14 protein-coding genes are annotated in these 17,061 nt (G+C 69.1%); 8 read left to right on the forward strand and 6 right to left on the reverse strand.

Going from position 1 to position 17,061, the window contains the following annotated elements; all coding sequences use genetic code 11:
- Together ABZX92_RS39770 and ABZX92_RS39775 are read right to left on the reverse strand one after the other, a co-directional pair.
- Positions 1 to 714: ferritin-like domain-containing protein (locus ABZX92_RS39770; RefSeq protein ID WP_355570647.1), on the reverse strand; the 714-nt coding region annotated here is incomplete at its 3' end.
- Positions 715 to 837: 123 nt separating this feature from the next.
- Positions 838 to 2,010 carry a hypothetical protein gene (locus ABZX92_RS39775; protein WP_355570648.1) on the reverse strand — a complete coding sequence of 391 codons (1,173 nt, stop codon included), beginning with the start codon at positions 2,008 to 2,010 and terminating at the stop codon, positions 838 to 840.
- Between the two features lie 370 nt (positions 2,011 to 2,380).
- Between ABZX92_RS39775 and ABZX92_RS39780 the strand changes: the two genes are divergently transcribed.
- From ABZX92_RS39780 to ABZX92_RS39795, 4 genes are read left to right on the forward strand one after another with little or no spacing between them, the layout of a single operon-like run.
- On the forward strand, positions 2,381 to 3,256 hold the full coding sequence (locus ABZX92_RS39780; protein WP_355570649.1) for an SGNH/GDSL hydrolase family protein: 876 nt from the start codon (positions 2,381 to 2,383) through the stop codon (positions 3,254 to 3,256).
- On the forward strand, positions 3,253 to 4,764 hold the full coding sequence (locus tag ABZX92_RS39785; RefSeq protein ID WP_355570650.1) for an alpha-L-fucosidase: 1,512 nt from the start codon (positions 3,253 to 3,255) through the stop codon (positions 4,762 to 4,764). The genes ABZX92_RS39780 and ABZX92_RS39785 overlap by 4 nt, the downstream gene beginning before the upstream one ends.
- Positions 4,761 to 6,095 carry a GH1 family beta-glucosidase gene (locus tag ABZX92_RS39790; RefSeq protein ID WP_355570651.1) on the forward strand — a complete coding sequence of 445 codons (1,335 nt, stop codon included), beginning with the start codon at positions 4,761 to 4,763 and terminating at the stop codon, positions 6,093 to 6,095. Before ABZX92_RS39785 ends, ABZX92_RS39790 begins: the two co-directional genes overlap by 4 nt.
- 22 nt (positions 6,096 to 6,117) lie before the next feature.
- Complete coding sequence (locus ABZX92_RS39795; RefSeq protein WP_355570652.1) at positions 6,118 to 7,647, forward strand: alkaline phosphatase D family protein; 1,530 nt, start codon at positions 6,118 to 6,120, stop codon at positions 7,645 to 7,647.
- A gap of 89 nt (positions 7,648 to 7,736) precedes the next feature.
- Here ABZX92_RS39795 and ABZX92_RS39800 read toward each other — a convergent pair whose 3' ends face one another.
- Positions 7,737 to 7,937: a hypothetical protein gene (locus ABZX92_RS39800; protein WP_355570653.1), complete on the reverse strand. Its 201-nt coding sequence runs from the start codon at positions 7,935 to 7,937 to the stop codon at positions 7,737 to 7,739.
- Between the two features lie 13 nt (positions 7,938 to 7,950).
- Entirely contained in the window at positions 7,951 to 9,288 is a 1,338-nt protein-coding gene (locus ABZX92_RS39805) for an alpha-L-fucosidase (RefSeq protein ID WP_355570654.1), read from the reverse strand.
- A gap of 55 nt (positions 9,289 to 9,343) precedes the next feature.
- On the opposite strand from ABZX92_RS39805, the gene ABZX92_RS39810 reads away from it, so the two are divergent.
- The 4 genes from ABZX92_RS39810 (at position 9,344) to ABZX92_RS39825 (ending at position 13,230) form a co-directional block, all read left to right on the forward strand.
- Positions 9,344 to 9,973 carry a TetR family transcriptional regulator gene (locus ABZX92_RS39810; protein WP_355570655.1) on the forward strand — a complete coding sequence of 210 codons (630 nt, stop codon included), beginning with the start codon at positions 9,344 to 9,346 and terminating at the stop codon, positions 9,971 to 9,973.
- Positions 9,974 to 10,175: 202 nt separating this feature from the next.
- Positions 10,176 to 11,522 (forward strand): reprolysin-like metallopeptidase, encoded by a 1,347-nt coding sequence (locus ABZX92_RS39815; RefSeq protein ID WP_355570656.1) that lies wholly within the window; start codon positions 10,176 to 10,178, stop codon positions 11,520 to 11,522.
- 355 nt (positions 11,523 to 11,877) lie between these two features.
- Complete coding sequence (locus ABZX92_RS39820; RefSeq protein ID WP_355570657.1) at positions 11,878 to 12,084, forward strand: hypothetical protein; 207 nt, start codon at positions 11,878 to 11,880, stop codon at positions 12,082 to 12,084.
- A gap of 219 nt (positions 12,085 to 12,303) precedes the next feature.
- Positions 12,304 to 13,230 (forward strand): hypothetical protein, encoded by a 927-nt coding sequence (locus tag ABZX92_RS39825; protein WP_355570658.1) that lies wholly within the window; start codon positions 12,304 to 12,306, stop codon positions 13,228 to 13,230.
- Positions 13,231 to 13,427: 197 nt separating this feature from the next.
- Here ABZX92_RS39825 and ABZX92_RS39830 read toward each other — a convergent pair whose 3' ends face one another.
- Both ABZX92_RS39830 and ABZX92_RS39835 read right to left on the reverse strand, forming a co-directional pair.
- Positions 13,428 to 14,252, reverse strand: coding sequence for a nuclear transport factor 2 family protein (locus tag ABZX92_RS39830; protein ID WP_355570659.1), 825 nt, complete (start codon positions 14,250 to 14,252; stop codon positions 13,428 to 13,430).
- Positions 14,253 to 14,485: 233 nt separating this feature from the next.
- The coding region (locus tag ABZX92_RS39835; RefSeq protein WP_355570660.1) for a BTAD domain-containing putative transcriptional regulator at positions 14,486 to 17,061 on the reverse strand (2,576 nt) is incomplete at its 5' end.

Here is a 17,061-nt window from a genome sequence, read left to right on the forward strand (position 1 = left end):
GTCGATGCCGGCGCGTTCGGCCAGGTCGCGGACGAGCCACGGCATCCGGGGGTCGTAGCCGGTGCCGTCCATGATCCCTTGCCGTCGAACGATTTCGAGGGTCTGCACGACGAACTGCCACGGCGTGACGCCGAGCTGCCGCAGCCCTGGCGCGTGGTCATGTGCGACCGTCACCACGGCCCCGCCGAACAGCAGCCACCAGAACGCTCGTGCAGGCCGGCCAACCCGGCCGAGGCGGGCCTGGTGGAACGGAACGTGCCGTTCCTCGTCCCGCAGAATGCGATCCGCGACGGCAGCGGTGAGCGGGTCCCGGCTGCCGTCGCGCAACGCCCGGTAGTACCGCAGCGCCACGGTTTCCGCGATCAGCAGCACCATCAGCTCCAACCGCAGTCCCAGCGCACGACGTAGCCGGACGAACACGGCGTCCGTCCAGTGTGAACTGATCGTCGGCTGGCCGGCTGCCCGCAGCAGGTGCTCCAGCATCCGCGCGTGGTTCTGCTCCTCGGCGACGAACAACCGCACCGCCGCGCCGTACGTGCCGCCGCCCGCCTTCGCGATCAGGTTGGCGCCGTCGCCGGACTCGCCGACCTGGAACCGTTGCACGCTCTTGACGACGTCGGGGTGCAGCCGGGCGCCGACGGCCCAGTCGGGGTCACCCGTTCGCTTCCGGCGCTCGGCTTCGGCCTCGAAGTTCTCGACCCATGTGGTGAACATGACCGGAGGACGGCCGGATCACCGCACGCGTTGGCCGGGTTGTGGGGAGGTTCTGTGAAGATCCGGTGCAGGTGTTGAGCAGACCGCTCGATCCATAGTGGACAGTCGTGCGGATCCTCCGGGTCAGTGGTTGTACATCGACTCCAGCGCGGTGCGGCGAGTGGTCACGTCGTGAGGATCGTCGCCGAAGACGAGGAGGTGCAGTGTGGTCTGCTTGATCGGGTTGTCGGTGCGCCGGGTGTCGTGGCCGCCGGTGACGAGGAGCCCTCCGTGCTCCAGTGCCGGCCGCAGCGCTGTGAGCAGTGCGGCGATGGGCGCCGCGGTGGTGAGTTTCGTGGACTCCGACGGGCGGTTCAGGGCATCGGGGCGGATGGTGTGCAGCGCCAGCAGCGGGATGGAGCCGCTGGTGATGCGGAAGTTGAGGTCGAGCATGACGAGTTCGCCGTCGTGGGTCTGGGCGCAGTCGAGGCTGCACATGCCGCGGTAACCGACGTCGGCCGCGCGCTGGGCGATCGCCAGGCATTCGGTGAGCAGGTCGGCGGGCAGGGGGACGACGAGCCCGAAGCGGCCGCCGGTGTAGATGCCGTGGGCGTCGATGCGCTGGTCGGTGACGGCGAGCAGGCGGGCCTGGCCGTCGGCGGCGATGTAGAGCTGGACGCCCCAGTTGCGGTCGATGTTCAGGTACTCCTCGACGACGACCTCGCTGAGGATGCCGGTGAACGCGGGCAGGCTCACCAGGTCCCCGGCCCGGTGGAGGTAGACGTCGAGGCTGGCGCCGTGGGCCGCGTTGGTGGCGGCCTTGAGGACCCAGGACTTCTCGGCGGGGGTGGCTTGGGCGAGTTCGTCGGTGGCGACGATCTGGCGGCGGGCCTGGAAGCGGGGGTCGACGAAGGTGCTGATGCTGGCTTTGTTGTTGAGGTAGCCGACGAGCTCGGTGCTCTTCACGGAGCGTTCGTCGGGATACGAGCTGGTGGGCTGGGGATATTCCATGGACAGGCGGAGTCCGTCGCTGAGGGCTTCGCTGACGCGGGTGGCGAACTCCGCTTCGGTGCGGAACTCGCGCGGGTCGGTGCCGACAGGCAGGCCGCCGTCGCGGAGCGCGGCGACCAGGTTGGGTTCGGTGCCGCCCGCGCTGGTGATGACGGGCGTGGCGGCGGCGACGGCGAGGGGACGGGCGGACAGGACGTCGCGGGTGTTGCGGTGCCTGCTCGACGGCACCGCCGGTTCCTGGGCGGGGCGCGCGCAAACGGCGACGTCGGGACCGTAGATGTCGGTGAGGGTGCGAGGAGCGGTCATGGCCGGCGTGAGCGCGGAAGCGGTGATGGGAGATCTCCCTCGTGGGGTTGTTCAGATGCCCGGTCGTGGGCGTGGAGTGGTGCGAACTTTCCGGCAGCGGCGAAACGTGCCTGGACGAGGCAACGTCCGCTCCGGATGAAGATGAGCCCGCGCGTATGAGCGAGAGGGGCGCAGACCTCAACTGTCTCACGTTTCGCGAGGCTCGTGGTCGTGGCAGGGCCGGGGAGCGGGAGAGCCGCAGCGGCGACCGATCTGTCATCACCCGAACGCGCCAAAAACCTGGACAGGTGCACAGGTTTTGTGGTTTGGTCCCACCGTGCGAAACCCCTGTGTTCGTCTGCGCCTCCGGGTGATCCCCGGGCTGCTGGTCGTGACCGGATTCCTCGCAGGCACCGGAGTTGCCGCCGCGGCGCCCGCTCCTGCCGTCGCCGAGTACGTCGCGCTCGGCGACTCGTGGTCGGCGGACTCGACGCCCATGCCCACGATGATCTCCACTCGGGATGTGCCGTGGGGCTGTCTGCAGAGTGCGGGCAACTACCCGAAGCAGGTCGCCGCGGCGCTGGGGGCTCGGCAGTTCCGCGACGCCACGTGCGGTTCGGCGACCAGCGAAGCCCTGTCCGGACCGCAGAGCGTGGTGCAGGGGGTGAACCCGCCCCAGTTCGACCGCCTGACCGCGACCACGGACCTGGTCACGCTGGGCATCGGAGGCAACGACGTCGGCCTCGCCGGCGCGGTCTCCGGCTGCCTCAACCTCCTGCCACAACTCCCGCTGCCGTTGCCACCACTGCTCGGCAACCCCTGCGCGGCCAGGTGGACGGCGGGCGGGGTCGACGAGATGTCGGTGCGCATCACCGCGGCGGAGCCGAAGATCGCCGCCGCGATCGACGGCATCCGCCTCCGGTCTCCGCACGCGACGGTCCTGCTCGTCGACTACCTCCAGGGCGTTCCGCGGCACGGCTGCTGGCCGTTGGTGCCGATGCTCGACGGCGACGTGCGCTGGCTGCGCGCGAAGCTGGAGGAGTTCAACGCCATGCTCGCGCGGGTCGCCGTGGCGAAGTCGGTGCGGTTCGTCGACACCTACACCACGAGCGCGGGACACGATTTCTGTCAGCTGCCCGGCAGCACGTGGGTCGAGGGGTTGCTGCCGCTGTCGCTGACGCCGGTCGGGCTCGCGGCACCATTTCACCCCAACCAGCTCGGTGCCGACCACCAGGCTCTCCGCGTTCTCGATGAGGTGCGCCGATGAGGCGGCGTCATCTCGCGGCTGTGCTGGTGGTGCTCGCGGCCGTGCTGACCCCGGCGGCAGCGGCGGACCCGATCCGGTACGACCCGACCAGGGAGTCCCTGGCGCGGCATCCGCTGCCGGACTGGTATCGCGACGCGAAGTTCGGGATCTTCGTCCACTGGGGGCCGTACTCGGTGCCCGCGTACGGCGCCCCGCTGCTGCCCGCGCCGGCGGACGGGCTCGGGTACGGCGTCGCGGAGTGGTACTGGCTGGTGCAGCAGATCCCCGGCACGAACGCGTGGACGAACCACCTGCTCAAGCACGGCCCGTTCAAGACCTATGACGACTTCATCCCCGAGTTCACCGCCGCGAACTTCGACCCGGACGCGTGGGTGAGGTTGTTCGAGGACGCCGGCGCGCGGTATTTCAACCTCACGGCCAAGCACCACGACGGGTTCGCGCTGTGGCCGTCGGACACCACCGGCCGCGACGCGGGAGAGCTCGGCCCGCGCCGGGACCTGGTGGGGGAGCTGTTCGACGCCGCGCACCGCAGGGGCGACCGGGTCAAGCCCGGCCTGTACTACTCGATCCCCGAGTGGTTCAGCCCAGCGCCACAACCCCTGCGGCCGCTCGACCCGGCCGAGCTGCTCAAGGATCCGGTGCGCTACCTCGCGGGCGAGCTGCCGTGGGCGGGCGCGCTCCAGCGCCGCAACGCCTACACCCAGCAGCCCGTGCCCTACACCGGATACCGGCCGCTGGACGACTACGCGGCAGGCCAGGTCCGGCCGCAGCTGCGTGAACTGATCAACCGGTACCACCCGAACACCCTGTGGTGCGACATCGGTGGTCCGGAGGCCTACTTCAAGTCCAACGAGGTCATCGCGGACTACTACAACCAGGCGCCGGACCACAACCCGGACGGCGTCGTGGTCGACAACCGCTGCGGCGACAAGGACACGCATCGCGACTACGAGGTGATCGAGCGAACAACGGATGGCACCGGGCCACCTCGTCCCGACGCCGCGTACACCGAGGTCGCCTCGACCATGGGCCACTCGTGGGGCTACGACCCGAACGACGAGCTCGCGAGCACCGACTCGCTCGTCGACATGCTGGTGAACACCGTGGCGGACAACGGGAACCTGCTCCTCAACATCGGGCCGAAGCCGGACGGCTCCATCCCGGACGCGATGGCGGAGCGACTGCGCGGCATCGGCACCTGGCTGCGGATCAACGGCGAGGCGATCTACGGCAGCAGCACGTGGACCACCCGGTCCGAGGGGGATCTGAGGTACACCAAGGGGGCCAACGGTGATCTCTACGCGACGAGCCTGGTCTGGCCGGGCAGGGAGCTCGTGATCACCGCCCCGGTCGACGCCCGCCGGATCACGTTGCTCGGTTCCGACGGCACGCCCTTGCCGTTCCGGCACGAGGGCGGGCGGTTGGTCGTCACCACGCCCGCGGGTGGTGACCAGCACGCGGCGACCAGGTCGGAGCACGCGTTCGTCTTCAGGATCGAGGCATCGTGAAGTTCCCGCCGGGTTTCGTCTGGGGCGTCGCGACGTCGGCCTACCAGATCGAGGGCGCCACCGAGGAGGACGGCCGCGGAGTGTCCATGTGGGACACCTTCAGCCGCACTCCGGGGCGGGTCGAACGAGGCGAGACGGGCGAGGTGGCGTGCGAGCACTACCACCGCTACCGCGAGGACGTCGCGCTCATGGCCGACCTCGGCGTCACGTCGTACCGGTTCTCGGTGGCCTGGCCGCGCGTGCAACCGGACGGACGCGGCAGGCCGAACCCGAAGGGGCTCGACTTCTACTCGCGGCTGGTCGACACGTTGCTGGAGCACGGGATCGAGCCGTGTCCGACGCTCTACCACTGGGACCTGCCGCAGCCGCTGTCCGACGCGGGCGGCTGGCTGGTCCGCGACACCGCCCACCGGTTCGCCGAGTACGCCGCCATGGTGGCGCAACGACTGGGGGACCGGGCGTCGACGTGGATCACCCACAACGAACCGTCGGTCAGCGCGTTCTACGGCTACGGGCTCGGCAGGTACGCGCCGGGCGAGATGAGGATGCTGGACGTGTTTCCCGTGGTGCACCACCTGTTGCTCAGCCACGGCCTCGCGGTGCGGGCGATGCGTCCGCACCTGCGCGGCGACGCGATCACCGGCATCGCGCACAACCTGTCGTTCGGCAGGCCGGTGTCGCCGGTGCCCGCGGACTCCGACGCCGCCGAACTGCTCACCGCGCTGCAGGTGCACCTGTTCTGCGATCCCGCCTTCCTCGGCGGGTACCCACCGGCCGTGCTCGAGCACATGCCGGTCGGCGACGCGGTGCGCGACGGCGATCTCGCGATGCTGACCGAAGGGCACGACTTCCTCGGCGTGAACTACTACGGCCCGCAGTACGCGGCCGCCGCGCAGCCGGGTGACCCGCTGCCGTTCCGGCTCGCGGACCCGCCGAAAGGTGTGCGGCGCAACGAACTCGGCATCGCGATCGAACCCGCCGGTCTGGCGGAGCTGCTGGAATACCTGCGGATGCGGTACCGATCCGCGCTGCCACCGATCATCATCACCGAGAACGGCACGGCCTGCCCGGACGTTCCCGCTCCGGACGGGCGCGTCGACGACCACGACCGCGTGTCCTACATGGACAGACACCTTCGCGCGGTGCGCGTCGCCATCGCCGAGGGCGCCGACGTTCGCGGTTACTACGTGTGGTCCCTGCTGGACAACTTCGAGTGGACTTTCGGCTACAGCAAGCGTTTCGGCCTGGTGCACGTCGACAGGGCCACCCGCGAACGGACACCGAAGGCGTCCTACCACTGGTACCGCGACCTGATCGCGGCGACGAGATGACCTTCGCTCCTGGAGTTGCGACATGAACCTCAACCGCCGGGATCTGCTGCGCGCCGCGGCCACCGCGGGAGCGCTGGGTGCGGCGTGGCCGCTGAGTGACAGGCTCAGCGTCGCCCAGGCGCAGGAGGCGGCGGCGGATCTCGGAGCGCGATGGGACCCCGCTCCGTTCACCCTGGGCGTGGCGTCCGGGGATCCCCTGCCGGACGGCGTCGTGCTGTGGACCCGGCTCGCACCCCGGCCACTGGCCGGCACCCAGCCCCTCCCGGACACCGTCGAGGTGGAGTGGCTGGTGGCCGCGAACCGCGAGCTGACCCAGATCGTCGCGAGTGGACGGACCGCGGCGGCGGCCGACGTGGGTCACAGCGTGCACGTCGAGGTCGGCGGTCTGGAACCGGGCCGCCGCTACTACTACCGCTTCCGGGCGCTCGGCACCGACAGCAGGACCGGCCGCACCCGGACCGCGCCGGTCGGCCCGGTCGCACGGGTGCGCTTCGCCTCGGCGAACTGCCAGTCGTTCATCGACGGCTACTGGGCGGCACACCACGCGATCGCCCGCGAGGACCTGGACTTCGTCGTGCACCTCGGTGACTACGTCTACGAGTACGGACAGGCGGGCGGCCACCCGCTGCGCGATCACGAGGGCCCCGAGGCGTTCACCCTCACGGACTACCGCCGCAGGCACGCGCTCTACAAGGGCGACCCCTCGCTGCGGGACGCGCACGCCGCCCACCCGTGGTTCGTCACGTGGGACAACCACGAGGTGGCCGGCGACTACAGCCAGGCAACGCCGCAGCGCAGGCTCGGGGCCTACCAGGCCTGGTACGAGCACATGCCGATCCGCGACGGCCATCCCACCGCACCGCAGGTGCGCAGGCGGCGGTACTGGGGCGACCTGCTCGAGCTCACCGTCCTCGACCTGCGCCAGTACCGCTCGGCGCCGAACGTGCCCGGTGCGACGATTCTCGGCGCAGAGCAGAAGTCGTGGCTCGACCAGGGTGTCCGCCAAGCCCGCGACTCGTGGCACTGCTGGGTCAACTCGATCATGCTCGGCCAGCTGGCGGTGCCCGGCGGCCACCGTCCCTACCCGGACCAGTGGGACGGGTTCGCCGACGAACGAGAGGAGGTGCTGACGAACGTCCACACCGCTGGTCTCGAAGACCTGGTCGTGATCACCGGTGACTGGCACTCCGCGTTCGTCCAGGACATCAGGCCCGACTTCGACGACCTGACGTCGCCGGTGATCGGCACCGAGTTCCTCGCGCACTCGATCGCCTCGTCCGGCTACGGTCCTGCCGCCAACACCGTGCTCGGCCCGGTGCTGGGGCTCGCCAATCCGCACCTGAAGTACTTCGAGGGCAACAGGTACGGCTACGACCTCTACGACGTCACGCCAGACCGGTGGAGCACCCACCTGCGCGTGATCGCCGACCGCCGCGACCCGGTGTCACCGGTGAGCACCCTGACCACGTTCCACGTCGACCGCGGCAAGCCCGGTTCCTACGAGGACCGTGCGACCGCGGGCTCGCCGGCGCAGTACCGGCGGCTGTGGTGACGCACTCCGGTGCGACCGCACCTGGTTGGTGACGCGCACTCGTCGGCCGTGACGGCCCCTGTCCAGAGGCTGGTCCACCGTCAAGCAGCTCAGGCGCCGGTATCTGGCAACCGGCTCGACACATCGATGACCTGCCCGTGGGACTCGCGAAGTTTCCTGGGACGAGCCGCATCCGCGACGTGATCGTCCGTCAGCTGCCTCTGCCGCCGCATGGCGAGCAGGTCATCACGTTCCTCATTGCTTCGGGACAGCCATTCCAAGGCGGCTGCCAGCTCTTCTGGTGTGGGCATGAGGGTGAACTCCTCACGGAGCATCGGTTCGCAAGAAAAGTTCGACAACGGGCACCAGCACGTCGGGGCGCCGGACGGGCAACTTGAGCGCGCGGCCTGAATCGACCAGCGGGACCTCGCTGGCGTCATCGAGGAGCTGGGCATACGCCACCCGGCCCGCCGCCTCGCCCAGAGAAAGCTCGCCGCACGGCCAAGCGAACACGTGCAGGTAGAGCCGGTCGCCGCGTTGGGTGTAGCGGCAGTCGGCGGGAGGCGTGAGTTCGCTCGCCGTGCAGTCGTAGATGGCCCGGCCGTGCAGACGCAGCCAGTCGCCGTAGCAGGCGAGCGCGTCGAGTGCCCGCCGGTCGAACGTGCCCCGGCCGGTCGGGCCCACGTTCATCAACAGATTGCCGCCACACGCCACGGTCTCGACCAGCAGCCGCACCAGCTGCTGCGGGCTCTTCCACGACGCCTCATCGCGGTGATAACCCCAGGAACCGCTGAACGTGTGGCAGGCCTCCCACACGACCGGGGTTCCGTCGACCCGTACCCACTCCTTCGGCACGACCTGCTCGGGCGTGTGCACGTCGGCGTGATCCGCGGGCAGGTCCAGCCGGTCGTTGACGATGACGTGCGGCGCCAGTTCCCTGGTGAGCTCCAGCAGTCGTGCGCTTTCCCAGTCGTCCTTGCCCTTGCCGGGCAAGCCGCCCGCGCCGGGGTAGGAGAAGTCGAACCACATGACGTCGATCCGGCCGTAGCCGGTCAGCAGCTCACGGACCTGTGCACGCACGTAGGCGGCGTAAACCCGGATGTCGCGGTCCTCATTGCGTTTGCGGATGTCCTCCGGCAATGCGGCCAAGGTCTCGAACGAGAACTCCTCGCCCATTCCCTCGATCATGCGTTTGGCCACGCCACCGCCCAGCGGGTGATAGGCGTCGACCGGGAAGTCGGGATGGTGCCAGTCGAGCAGCGAGTAGTAGAAGCCGACCCGCAGCCCCTCGGCCCGGAACGCGTCGACGAACGACCGCAGCAGGTCCTCGCGGCACGGCGTGTTCGTCGACTTGAAGTCCGTCTGCGCGGAGTCCCAGAGACAGAATCCGTCGTGGTGCTTGGCGGTGATCACCACGTACCGGACGCCTGCCGCGCGGGCGTTGGCAGCCCATTGCGCCGGGTCGTACAGATCGGGGTCGAACCGGTCGAAGTACCGCTGATAGTCCACATCGGACAGACCTTCGGTGGTGCGCACCCACTCACCCCGCGCCGGCAGGGCGTACAACCCCCAGTGGATGAACATGCCGAACCGGTCACGCATGAACCAAGACGTGTCGCCAGGCATGGTCAGCCCACGCTCCGGTGCGGGGACTGCGGCCATGCCGCCTACTCAAACACAAACCTGTGCATCCGTACAGATTTGTTACCCTGGAAGTATGAACATCGTCCGCACGCCGAAGCAGGAGCGCAGCCAGCGTCGGCGCGACGCGTTGCTGCAAGCAGCGGCCGAGCTCATCGCGGAAGGCGGGCTCCACGCGGTCACCCATCGCGCGGTCGCTGCCCGCGCCGGCCTGCCCTCGTCCACCGCCGGGTACTTCTTCGCCTCGATCAACGACCTGGCCGCCGAGGCGTTGCGCGTCCGTGTGCAGCAAACGGTGAAGGACTTCCTGGAGCTGATCGACTCCGCCGTCGACGCGGACGGCCTGACGAACGCCGTCGGCCACCTCGCGGTGGATCGGCAGGTCGAGCTCACCCAGGTGAGTCTCTACCTCGAAGCAGGCCGCAACCCGGCCCTGCGCGGCCCCGTCGCCGAGGCGATGGAGATCAACCGCGGGCTGGCGGAGAAGTTGCTGACCTCGGTGGGGCTGCCCAATGCCGCCGTGGCGAGCTCCGCGTTCGTCGCGCTGTTCCAGGGCTTCATGCTGCAGCATCTCGCGACACCGGATTCCCCTCCCAGCCCCGACGACCTCGTCGACGCCCTGCGCGCCTTGCTCGCCGGCTATCTCCTCACCGAGGACGAGCGGCAGAACCTGCAACAACGGCTGAGGGTTCACCCGGCGGGATAGGGACGTGGCTTTCGGCGCCACCAGGTCATCGGCTCCGCAGCGCACCTGATCACCGAACCGGGGGAGCGGTACCGCCTGGAACCCCCTGAGCAGGTGTTACCCACAAGTGTGGTCGCCGCTTTCCATCACGCCGACACTCTCGCCCCCTCCTACGCTCGGTGGCTGCCCGTGTGCACGAGGTAACCGACTTGGAGGGTGAGCGATGAGAACGAGATCGCCTGGTCTGCCGATGATGGCGGCGGCACTCGCAGTCGCCGGAGTGCTGCTCGGCCTGCCGGTGCCGAAATTCTCACAGGCGGCCACCGGCATCGAGATCATCGACCTGCTCGCTCTGTACACGCCCAAGGCCAAAGCCGCTGCCGGTGGCGCGGCCGCGATCAAGAAGATGATCAACGACCAGGTGAACGTCACCAACCGGGTGATGACGAACAGCGACACGAACTCGCAGATCCGGTTGGTGGGCACGGAAGAGCTGACCGGCTACAAAGGAGTCGAGACCACCCCGCGCGAGGCCGCTCCCGTGATCAGCGCGGACGTGAAGGTGGCGGAACTCCGTGACGCGTACGGCGCGGACCTCGTGACCGTGTTCATCGGCAAGACCGGCCAGGGAGACTTCTACGGCGTCGGCAGCATGCCCGAGAGCCTGCCGGCGGGGGAGGACAGCGCGGACAAGGCGCACACCGTGCTGGACGTGAAGACCACGCCTCCGCACGGCCTCGCCCACGAACTCGGCCACAACCTCGGCGGCGACCACGACTGGTCGACGTCGCCGAGCTCGCGATACCCCGGCTTCGCCCACAACCACGGCTACGGCTCGCCGGACAAGGACTGGGTGACCACGATGTCCTACCAGGGCATCTGCGGTGGCCCGTGTCCGGCCGTGCCCTTCTACTCGACGCCGGACAAGACGTGGCACGGCAAACCGGTCGGCGTGGCACAGAGCGCCGGCGCCGGGAACGCGGACATCTTCGCCCGGCCCGCCGACAACGCCTCGGTGATCAGGGCGTCGGCACCGGGTGTCGCCGCGTACCGCGAGTCGAAGAGCACGAACTCGACCGTGCTGGTGGCCAGGAGCAGTCCCGTCGAGGGCGGCGTCGTGGAGCCGCGGGTACCCGGCCCGTACGCGGAGAAGACCAGGGTGGCCGTGCGGGCGGTCCCGGCACCCGGTTACACGTTCACGGGGTGGACGCTGGACGGCAAGCCCGTGCCGGGAAACTCGCCGATGACCACCGTGACGATGGACGCCCAACGTGAGCTGGTCGCCACCTTCGAGGAGAACGCGACGGTCCCGCTGACCGTGACGATCGAGAACCCCGAGGGCGGCACGCTGCGGAGCTATCCGCCGGTCAAGGCGGGTGAGCAGGAGTTCCCGCAGGGGACCGTGCTGAGTGCGCTCCAGCCGATCCCCGCCCCTGGCTGGGAGGTCGTGAAGTGGGAGATCACCTCGGGCGGCCAGAGCGGCAGCAGTCCTCCTCCGATTGACGAGGGCATCTCGTTCCCGCTGTTCCAGCCCTTCGAGTTCACCGTGGAGTTCGCCAAGACCGGATGAGACGCGGGTGCTGCCGAACGAGGGGCGAGCCGCACGTCGGTTTGATCGGAGTCCGCGCGATCAGGTCGAGTCCGGCGCGGGGTTGAGGCGCTGAGCGGGTAAACCGCCGCGGTAGGCGGAAACCGACGTCCGCGGTAGTGCCCGCGGGGCTGCGATCGAGGATCGTTCCAGACAGGACGCAGCTTGGGAGCCAGAGGCACGCCGCCCGCGTGTGAAGGTCCCGAATGGACTGGACGTACCGGGGGTCGTCCAGTCCGAGGTGGTTCGAGGGACTCCCCTCAGCGCCCTCGAACCACCTCCTCCCGGCGTCGACGGGATGCGTCCCCAGCGACGGACACCGAGTGAGGAGTTCCTGATGCGTGCGAATCATCGAGCGGGAATCGTCATGTGGATCGGCTGCGCCTTCTGCGCGGTCGTGCTCCCGCGACTGGTGAACTGGTGGACCACGCACAGCTGGCTGCCGCTCGCCGGGATCGCGTTGTACTCCGGTGCGGTCGCGGTGCGGGCGGTGCTCCAGGCTTGGTCGGCACGCACCGAGCGCGCGCTCGACGGCGGTAGTTGAAGACCACTTTGGACAGACGTCGGCCGATGAGCCGGTGGTCGAGATGTGCGAGCCTCGGCTTCGCCGCCCTGTTCGCCCACCCGTTGACCGATGAAGCCGTCGTGCGAGTCCGGATCCTGGTCAGGTCGGCCGTTCTCCCGCCGTCCATTTCCGGCACACCAGGGTTTACCGACAGCGTATGGGCCGTAACGGTCTACCGCCTGTGGTCGAGGAACTGGCGTGAAGGCGTTGTTCGTGCGGCTCTACCGATTTACCCGCGTGCGCGGGCTGATCGTGCTGTTCGCCGGCCTGACGGCCGGACTCACCTTGCTCGCCATAGCCGGGTTGGAGAAGCTCAGCGGCGCGGGCGGCGTCCTCGGCATGGCGCTGAGCGCACTCGTGATGATCGTCGTGGGCGCCGCCAAGTACCCGCGCTCCGCGGGTACACCGTCGCACGAGCAGGTCGTGTTCGGGTTGATGCGGGCACGGAAGAAGTACTGCCTCATCCTGCGGCCGTTCGGACAGGACGCCGAGATCGTGCTGCCGAAGACGGGGGCCAAACGCCGTACCGACGGTGGGCCGTTCACTCGCAACATGACCATGGAGCAGCTCGTCACCCGCGCCGCGCGCACGGTGCTCGACATGGACACCTACGGCATCGTCGACCAGCGCACCATGTTCGCCCCGCCGGGGCCGATCCTGATGCGCGCCGCCGACGACGTGTGGCAGGAGGTCGCCCAGCGCCTCATCAGCCGCGCGCACGTCATCGTGCTGATCCTGCCGCCGGACCGGGACTTCGGCGAGGGTTTCGTCTGGGAGATCGAGCGGATCCGGCAGGCCGGGGTGACGTCACGCGTCGTCATCGTCCTGCCGCCGTGCGACCAGGACGCGGAGGCGTACGAGGCGGCACTGCGACGCGCGTGTGTGTTGTTGGCGTTGCTGGACGGCGAACTCGACCACTTCAAGGTCCACGAATACGAGTTGACGCTGCCCAGTGGCACGCTGGTCATCCGGTCGACCGCCGACGGAGCGAAGTGGTGGCAGACCCGCGACGAGCCCGCGAAGCGCACGGTGCTCGGCCGCGAGCGCAAGACCGTGGTGGCCGACGTGACCTATCTCGAAGTACTGGAGGTGGCATTCCGGGAGATCGACCACGAGCAGTCGTGATCCGCAAAGGGGGAGGCCACGCGCTGGGCGTCCGCGCTCGCGTTGCCCGGCGCGGTGTTCGTTGGTCCGGTGTCGGTGGCGGGGGTGTTCGGCCACTCGCACGCGCTCGTCTTCGCATTGCTGCGAAGACGACAGCCGTGCGTCGCCGTCCGTTATCCGTTGCCGTCGAACGATTTCCAGCGTCTGATCGAGGCCGCTCACTGGCCCGGCATCGGCCCGACGACGTCCCAGTGCTCGACGATCTTGGCCCCGGCGACGCGGAAGATGTCCACGCCGGCGAAGTTCTTGTCGCTCACCCACACCAGATCGCCGTCGGCCACCTGGAAGTCGAACTGCCGCGGCACACCGGTCTTCATCGCCGCGGGCACGTTCGCCAGCATGTCCTTCAACGCTCCCGGGCCGTTCGGGACCTGTGGGTTGTGCTGGTGGTACTCCGGCGCGTAGTTCGCGTCCACCAGGCCGGGGTCGTTGAGCATGTTCCCGTAGACCTGGACGACGAGCTGCTTGTTCGTCTCCTCCTGGTCCTCGCTCAACGCGGGCGCGCCGTTCGGGTACTTGTAGACGTCGCTGAACAACGAGTTGCCGCTCGCGGTGGTGGCGGGCACCTCCTGCTCGACGCCCCAGTGCTGGACGATCTTGCCGCCGGTGACCCGGTAGAGGTCCGCCCGCGCCCGCCCGGTGTTCTCGTCGGCGGGAGTGGCCGAGGCTTGCCAGTGCACCGCGACCAGGTCACCGTCTGCGCCCGCGTGCTTCACGGTGGCGACCGCTCCCGGCACCTTCGCCTTGATGTCCGCGAAGAGCTCGACCTGGTCGTCGGCGGCTGTTCCGGCCAGCTCACGGACGACGTCCGTCCTGCCCTCGTTGAATCCCTCGGAGAACAGTCGCAGCACGGTCTTCTCGTTCTGCTCCTCCGTGGTGTCCGCCGCGGGCCGGGCAGGAGACTGGGCGGTTGTGGCGGTTCCGCAGGCGACCGAAAGGCACGCGACGGCCGCCAGCATCGGCAGCGTCTTCCGGTGGTTCACAGAGTCTCCTCGGGTTCGTTTCTGCAGGTGAGGAGATGCCATCACGGAGAACTGTGAACCAGCTGTGCAGGTGCTGGGTGTCCACTCTGAAGTCCAGCGCAAAAGCGGATCCGACTGTCAACTGCGGCCTGAGTCGAACTCCGGTACGAGACACGAGGAGAGGATGCCCGCGCTGGCATCGCGGCGGATTGCCGCATACAACCCCGCGCGGTCAAAACTCAACGACACGGACTTCAGCCGTCGGAGGTTGTCCTGTTGTGGATTTTCGCGATGCGGTTGCGCAGATCGGTGGCTCCTCGGTGACCGAGGCGGTCGTAGGTGACCAGCGCGGCGTAGAGGTGATCGAGGGCCCGATCGTGTTCGGCGCGCGCGAGGTGGATGAGGCCCAACTGCTCACGCGCCTCGGCGACCAGTGCCTCGTCGCCGGTGGTGGTGGCGAGGCGTTTGCCGCGTTCGGCGAGGGTGAGTGCTTGCTTCAGGTCGTCGTTCTGGGCGAGAAACGTGGCGAAGCTGATCAAGATTTGGGCCTGGTCTCGGAGGTTGGTGTCCTGGCTGGCCTCAACTGCGCGTTCGTAGTGCAGCCGCGCCTCGCGTGGCAGGGAGGCCAGTTGGCAGGCCTCGGCCAGGTTGCTGTGGACCACGGTGGTGAAGTGCTCCAGCTCCGCGACCCCCTGCGCTTCGGCGGTCGCCTTGTGCAGTACCCGGATCGCGTCGTCAGGGCGACCGGAGTTGATGTGGACCGCGGCCAGGTTGAGCAGCGCCGTGGCTGCGCCGAGCCGGTCACCCATGGCGTGTCGCAACTCGAACGCCCGTTGGCACATGTTTTCGGCTTTGTCCGCCTCTCCGAGCAGTCCGTACGCGATGGCCATCCGACCGACGATCATCGCCTCTCCCGCGACATCTCCCGCGCGCACGGCGGCGGCTGCGGCACGCCGGTACATCTCAATCCAACCGGTGCGCGAGTAGCGGCGGTACAACCACCCGTACATGGCCGCGGCGATCTGCCACGCGAGCGCGGGGTGATCGCGCTCCGCGAAGGCCACAGCTGAGGTGAGGTTCTTCTCCTCGTCCCCCAGCCATTCCAGCGCGGACGCCTCGTCGGTGAAGGCGACCGGGTGGGTGGCCGACTCGAAGTTGGGCCGTTCTCGTGGGCGGAGCAGCCGATCCGCCGTGTTCGCGGCGTCCCGATACCACGACAGAACCCGGACCACGGCGGCGTCCTGATCCTCGCGGGTCACGTCGGCGGTGGCCCGCTCGCGGGCGAAGAGCCGCACCAGGTCGTGCATTGCGTAGCGGTCGGGACCGGAGTCGACCACCAGGTGAACGTCGGTGAGCTGAGCCAGTCCGTGCGCGACCTGCGACTGCGGCAGTCCGGCGAGCGCGGCGGCGGCCGGTAGGGAGATGTCCGGTCCCGGCAGGAGGCCGAGAAGCGTGTGCAGTCGGCGCGTCTGCTGTCGAAGGCCGGCACAGGACCGGTCCAGCGCCACCCGCACGGCCGCGTTCGGGTCATCGGCCACCTGCAGCGCGGCGAGCCGGTGCTCCGAGTCCAGCTCAGCCGCGTACGTGGTGACGGACAGGCTGTTGTCCTCGGCCAGCGTCGCCCCGGCGATCCGCACGGCGAGCGGCAGCCGAGCGCACAACCGGGCGATGTCGAGTACCGCCAGGTGCTCTTTCGCGACCCGTTCGGTGCCGGCGATCTCGCGGAGGAGTGCACACGACTCGTCCGTGCTGAGCGAACCCGTGGAGATCCGTCGTGCGCCGTCGATGGCGACGAGCCCATTCAGACTGGCCCGGCTGGTCACCAGGGTGAAGCAGTTCCTGCCGCCCGGTAACAGCGGACGCACGTCATCCACGCCCGCGGCGTCGTCGAGGAGTACGAGCATGCGCCGGTCTGCGACGATCGTGCGATACAGCGCGGCCGCCTCGTCTGTCGTGCTCGGCAGATCCGCGGCGGCAACGCCGAGTGCCCTCAGGAACTGGGCCAGTGCGAAGAGCGGTCTCGTCGCTGGTAGGTCGGCGAAGCCGTTGAGGTTCAGGTAGAGCTGGCCGTCGGGAAAGCTGTCCCGCATGCGGTGCGCCCAGTGCAAAGCCAGAGCGGTCTTGCCGGCGCCGGCCATGCCGACCAGCACGGCGACCGGGGCGCGTGCGCCGTCCGCGGCCCCGTAGGCGTCGTCGAGCTGGGCAAGTTCGTCGTCACGCCCGACGAACGGTCGGGTCACCGGGGGCAGTTGGCGCGGCACCATCCGTTCCACCTGCTTCGCGCGGCCGGTTTCGACGACCAGCTCGGGGGCGGCTCGCAGGATCGCGTGGTACAGCTCCTGCAGCTTGAAACTGGGGTCCGCGCCGAGTTCCTCGGCGAGCGTTTCGCGCGTGTCGTGGTAGAGAGTGAGCGCTTCGGCTCCCCGCCCGTCCCGGTAGAGGGCGAGCATGAGTGACGAGACCAACGACTCCCGGGTCGGACACCGGGTCGCCAAGTCGGTCAGCGCGGCGATCGCCTGGCGAGGCCGGCCGAGGGCCAGATCGATCTCCGCCAGCGCCTCCCATGCCGACAGGCGCAGTTCTTCCAGCCCGGCACCGAGTCGGTGCCTGAGATCGTCGTCGATCACGTCGGCCAGCAGTGGACCGCGCCAGAGTGCGATCGCCTCGCGCAGCACTGCTGCCTTCTCCTCGGGTTCGGCCAGCGCGAGCCCGCGAGCCACGGTCGTTCGAAACCGGTGGGCGTCGACGTCCACCGGGTCGGTCTCCACGAGATACGCCGACCCACGCGTGACGATCCGGAAACCGTCCCGGCCGTCCCGCTCAGGGTCGA

The sequence above is a fragment of the Lentzea sp. NPDC006480 genome (genome assembly GCF_040611995.1).
Lineage (GTDB): Bacteria > Actinomycetota > Actinomycetes > Mycobacteriales > Pseudonocardiaceae > Lentzea.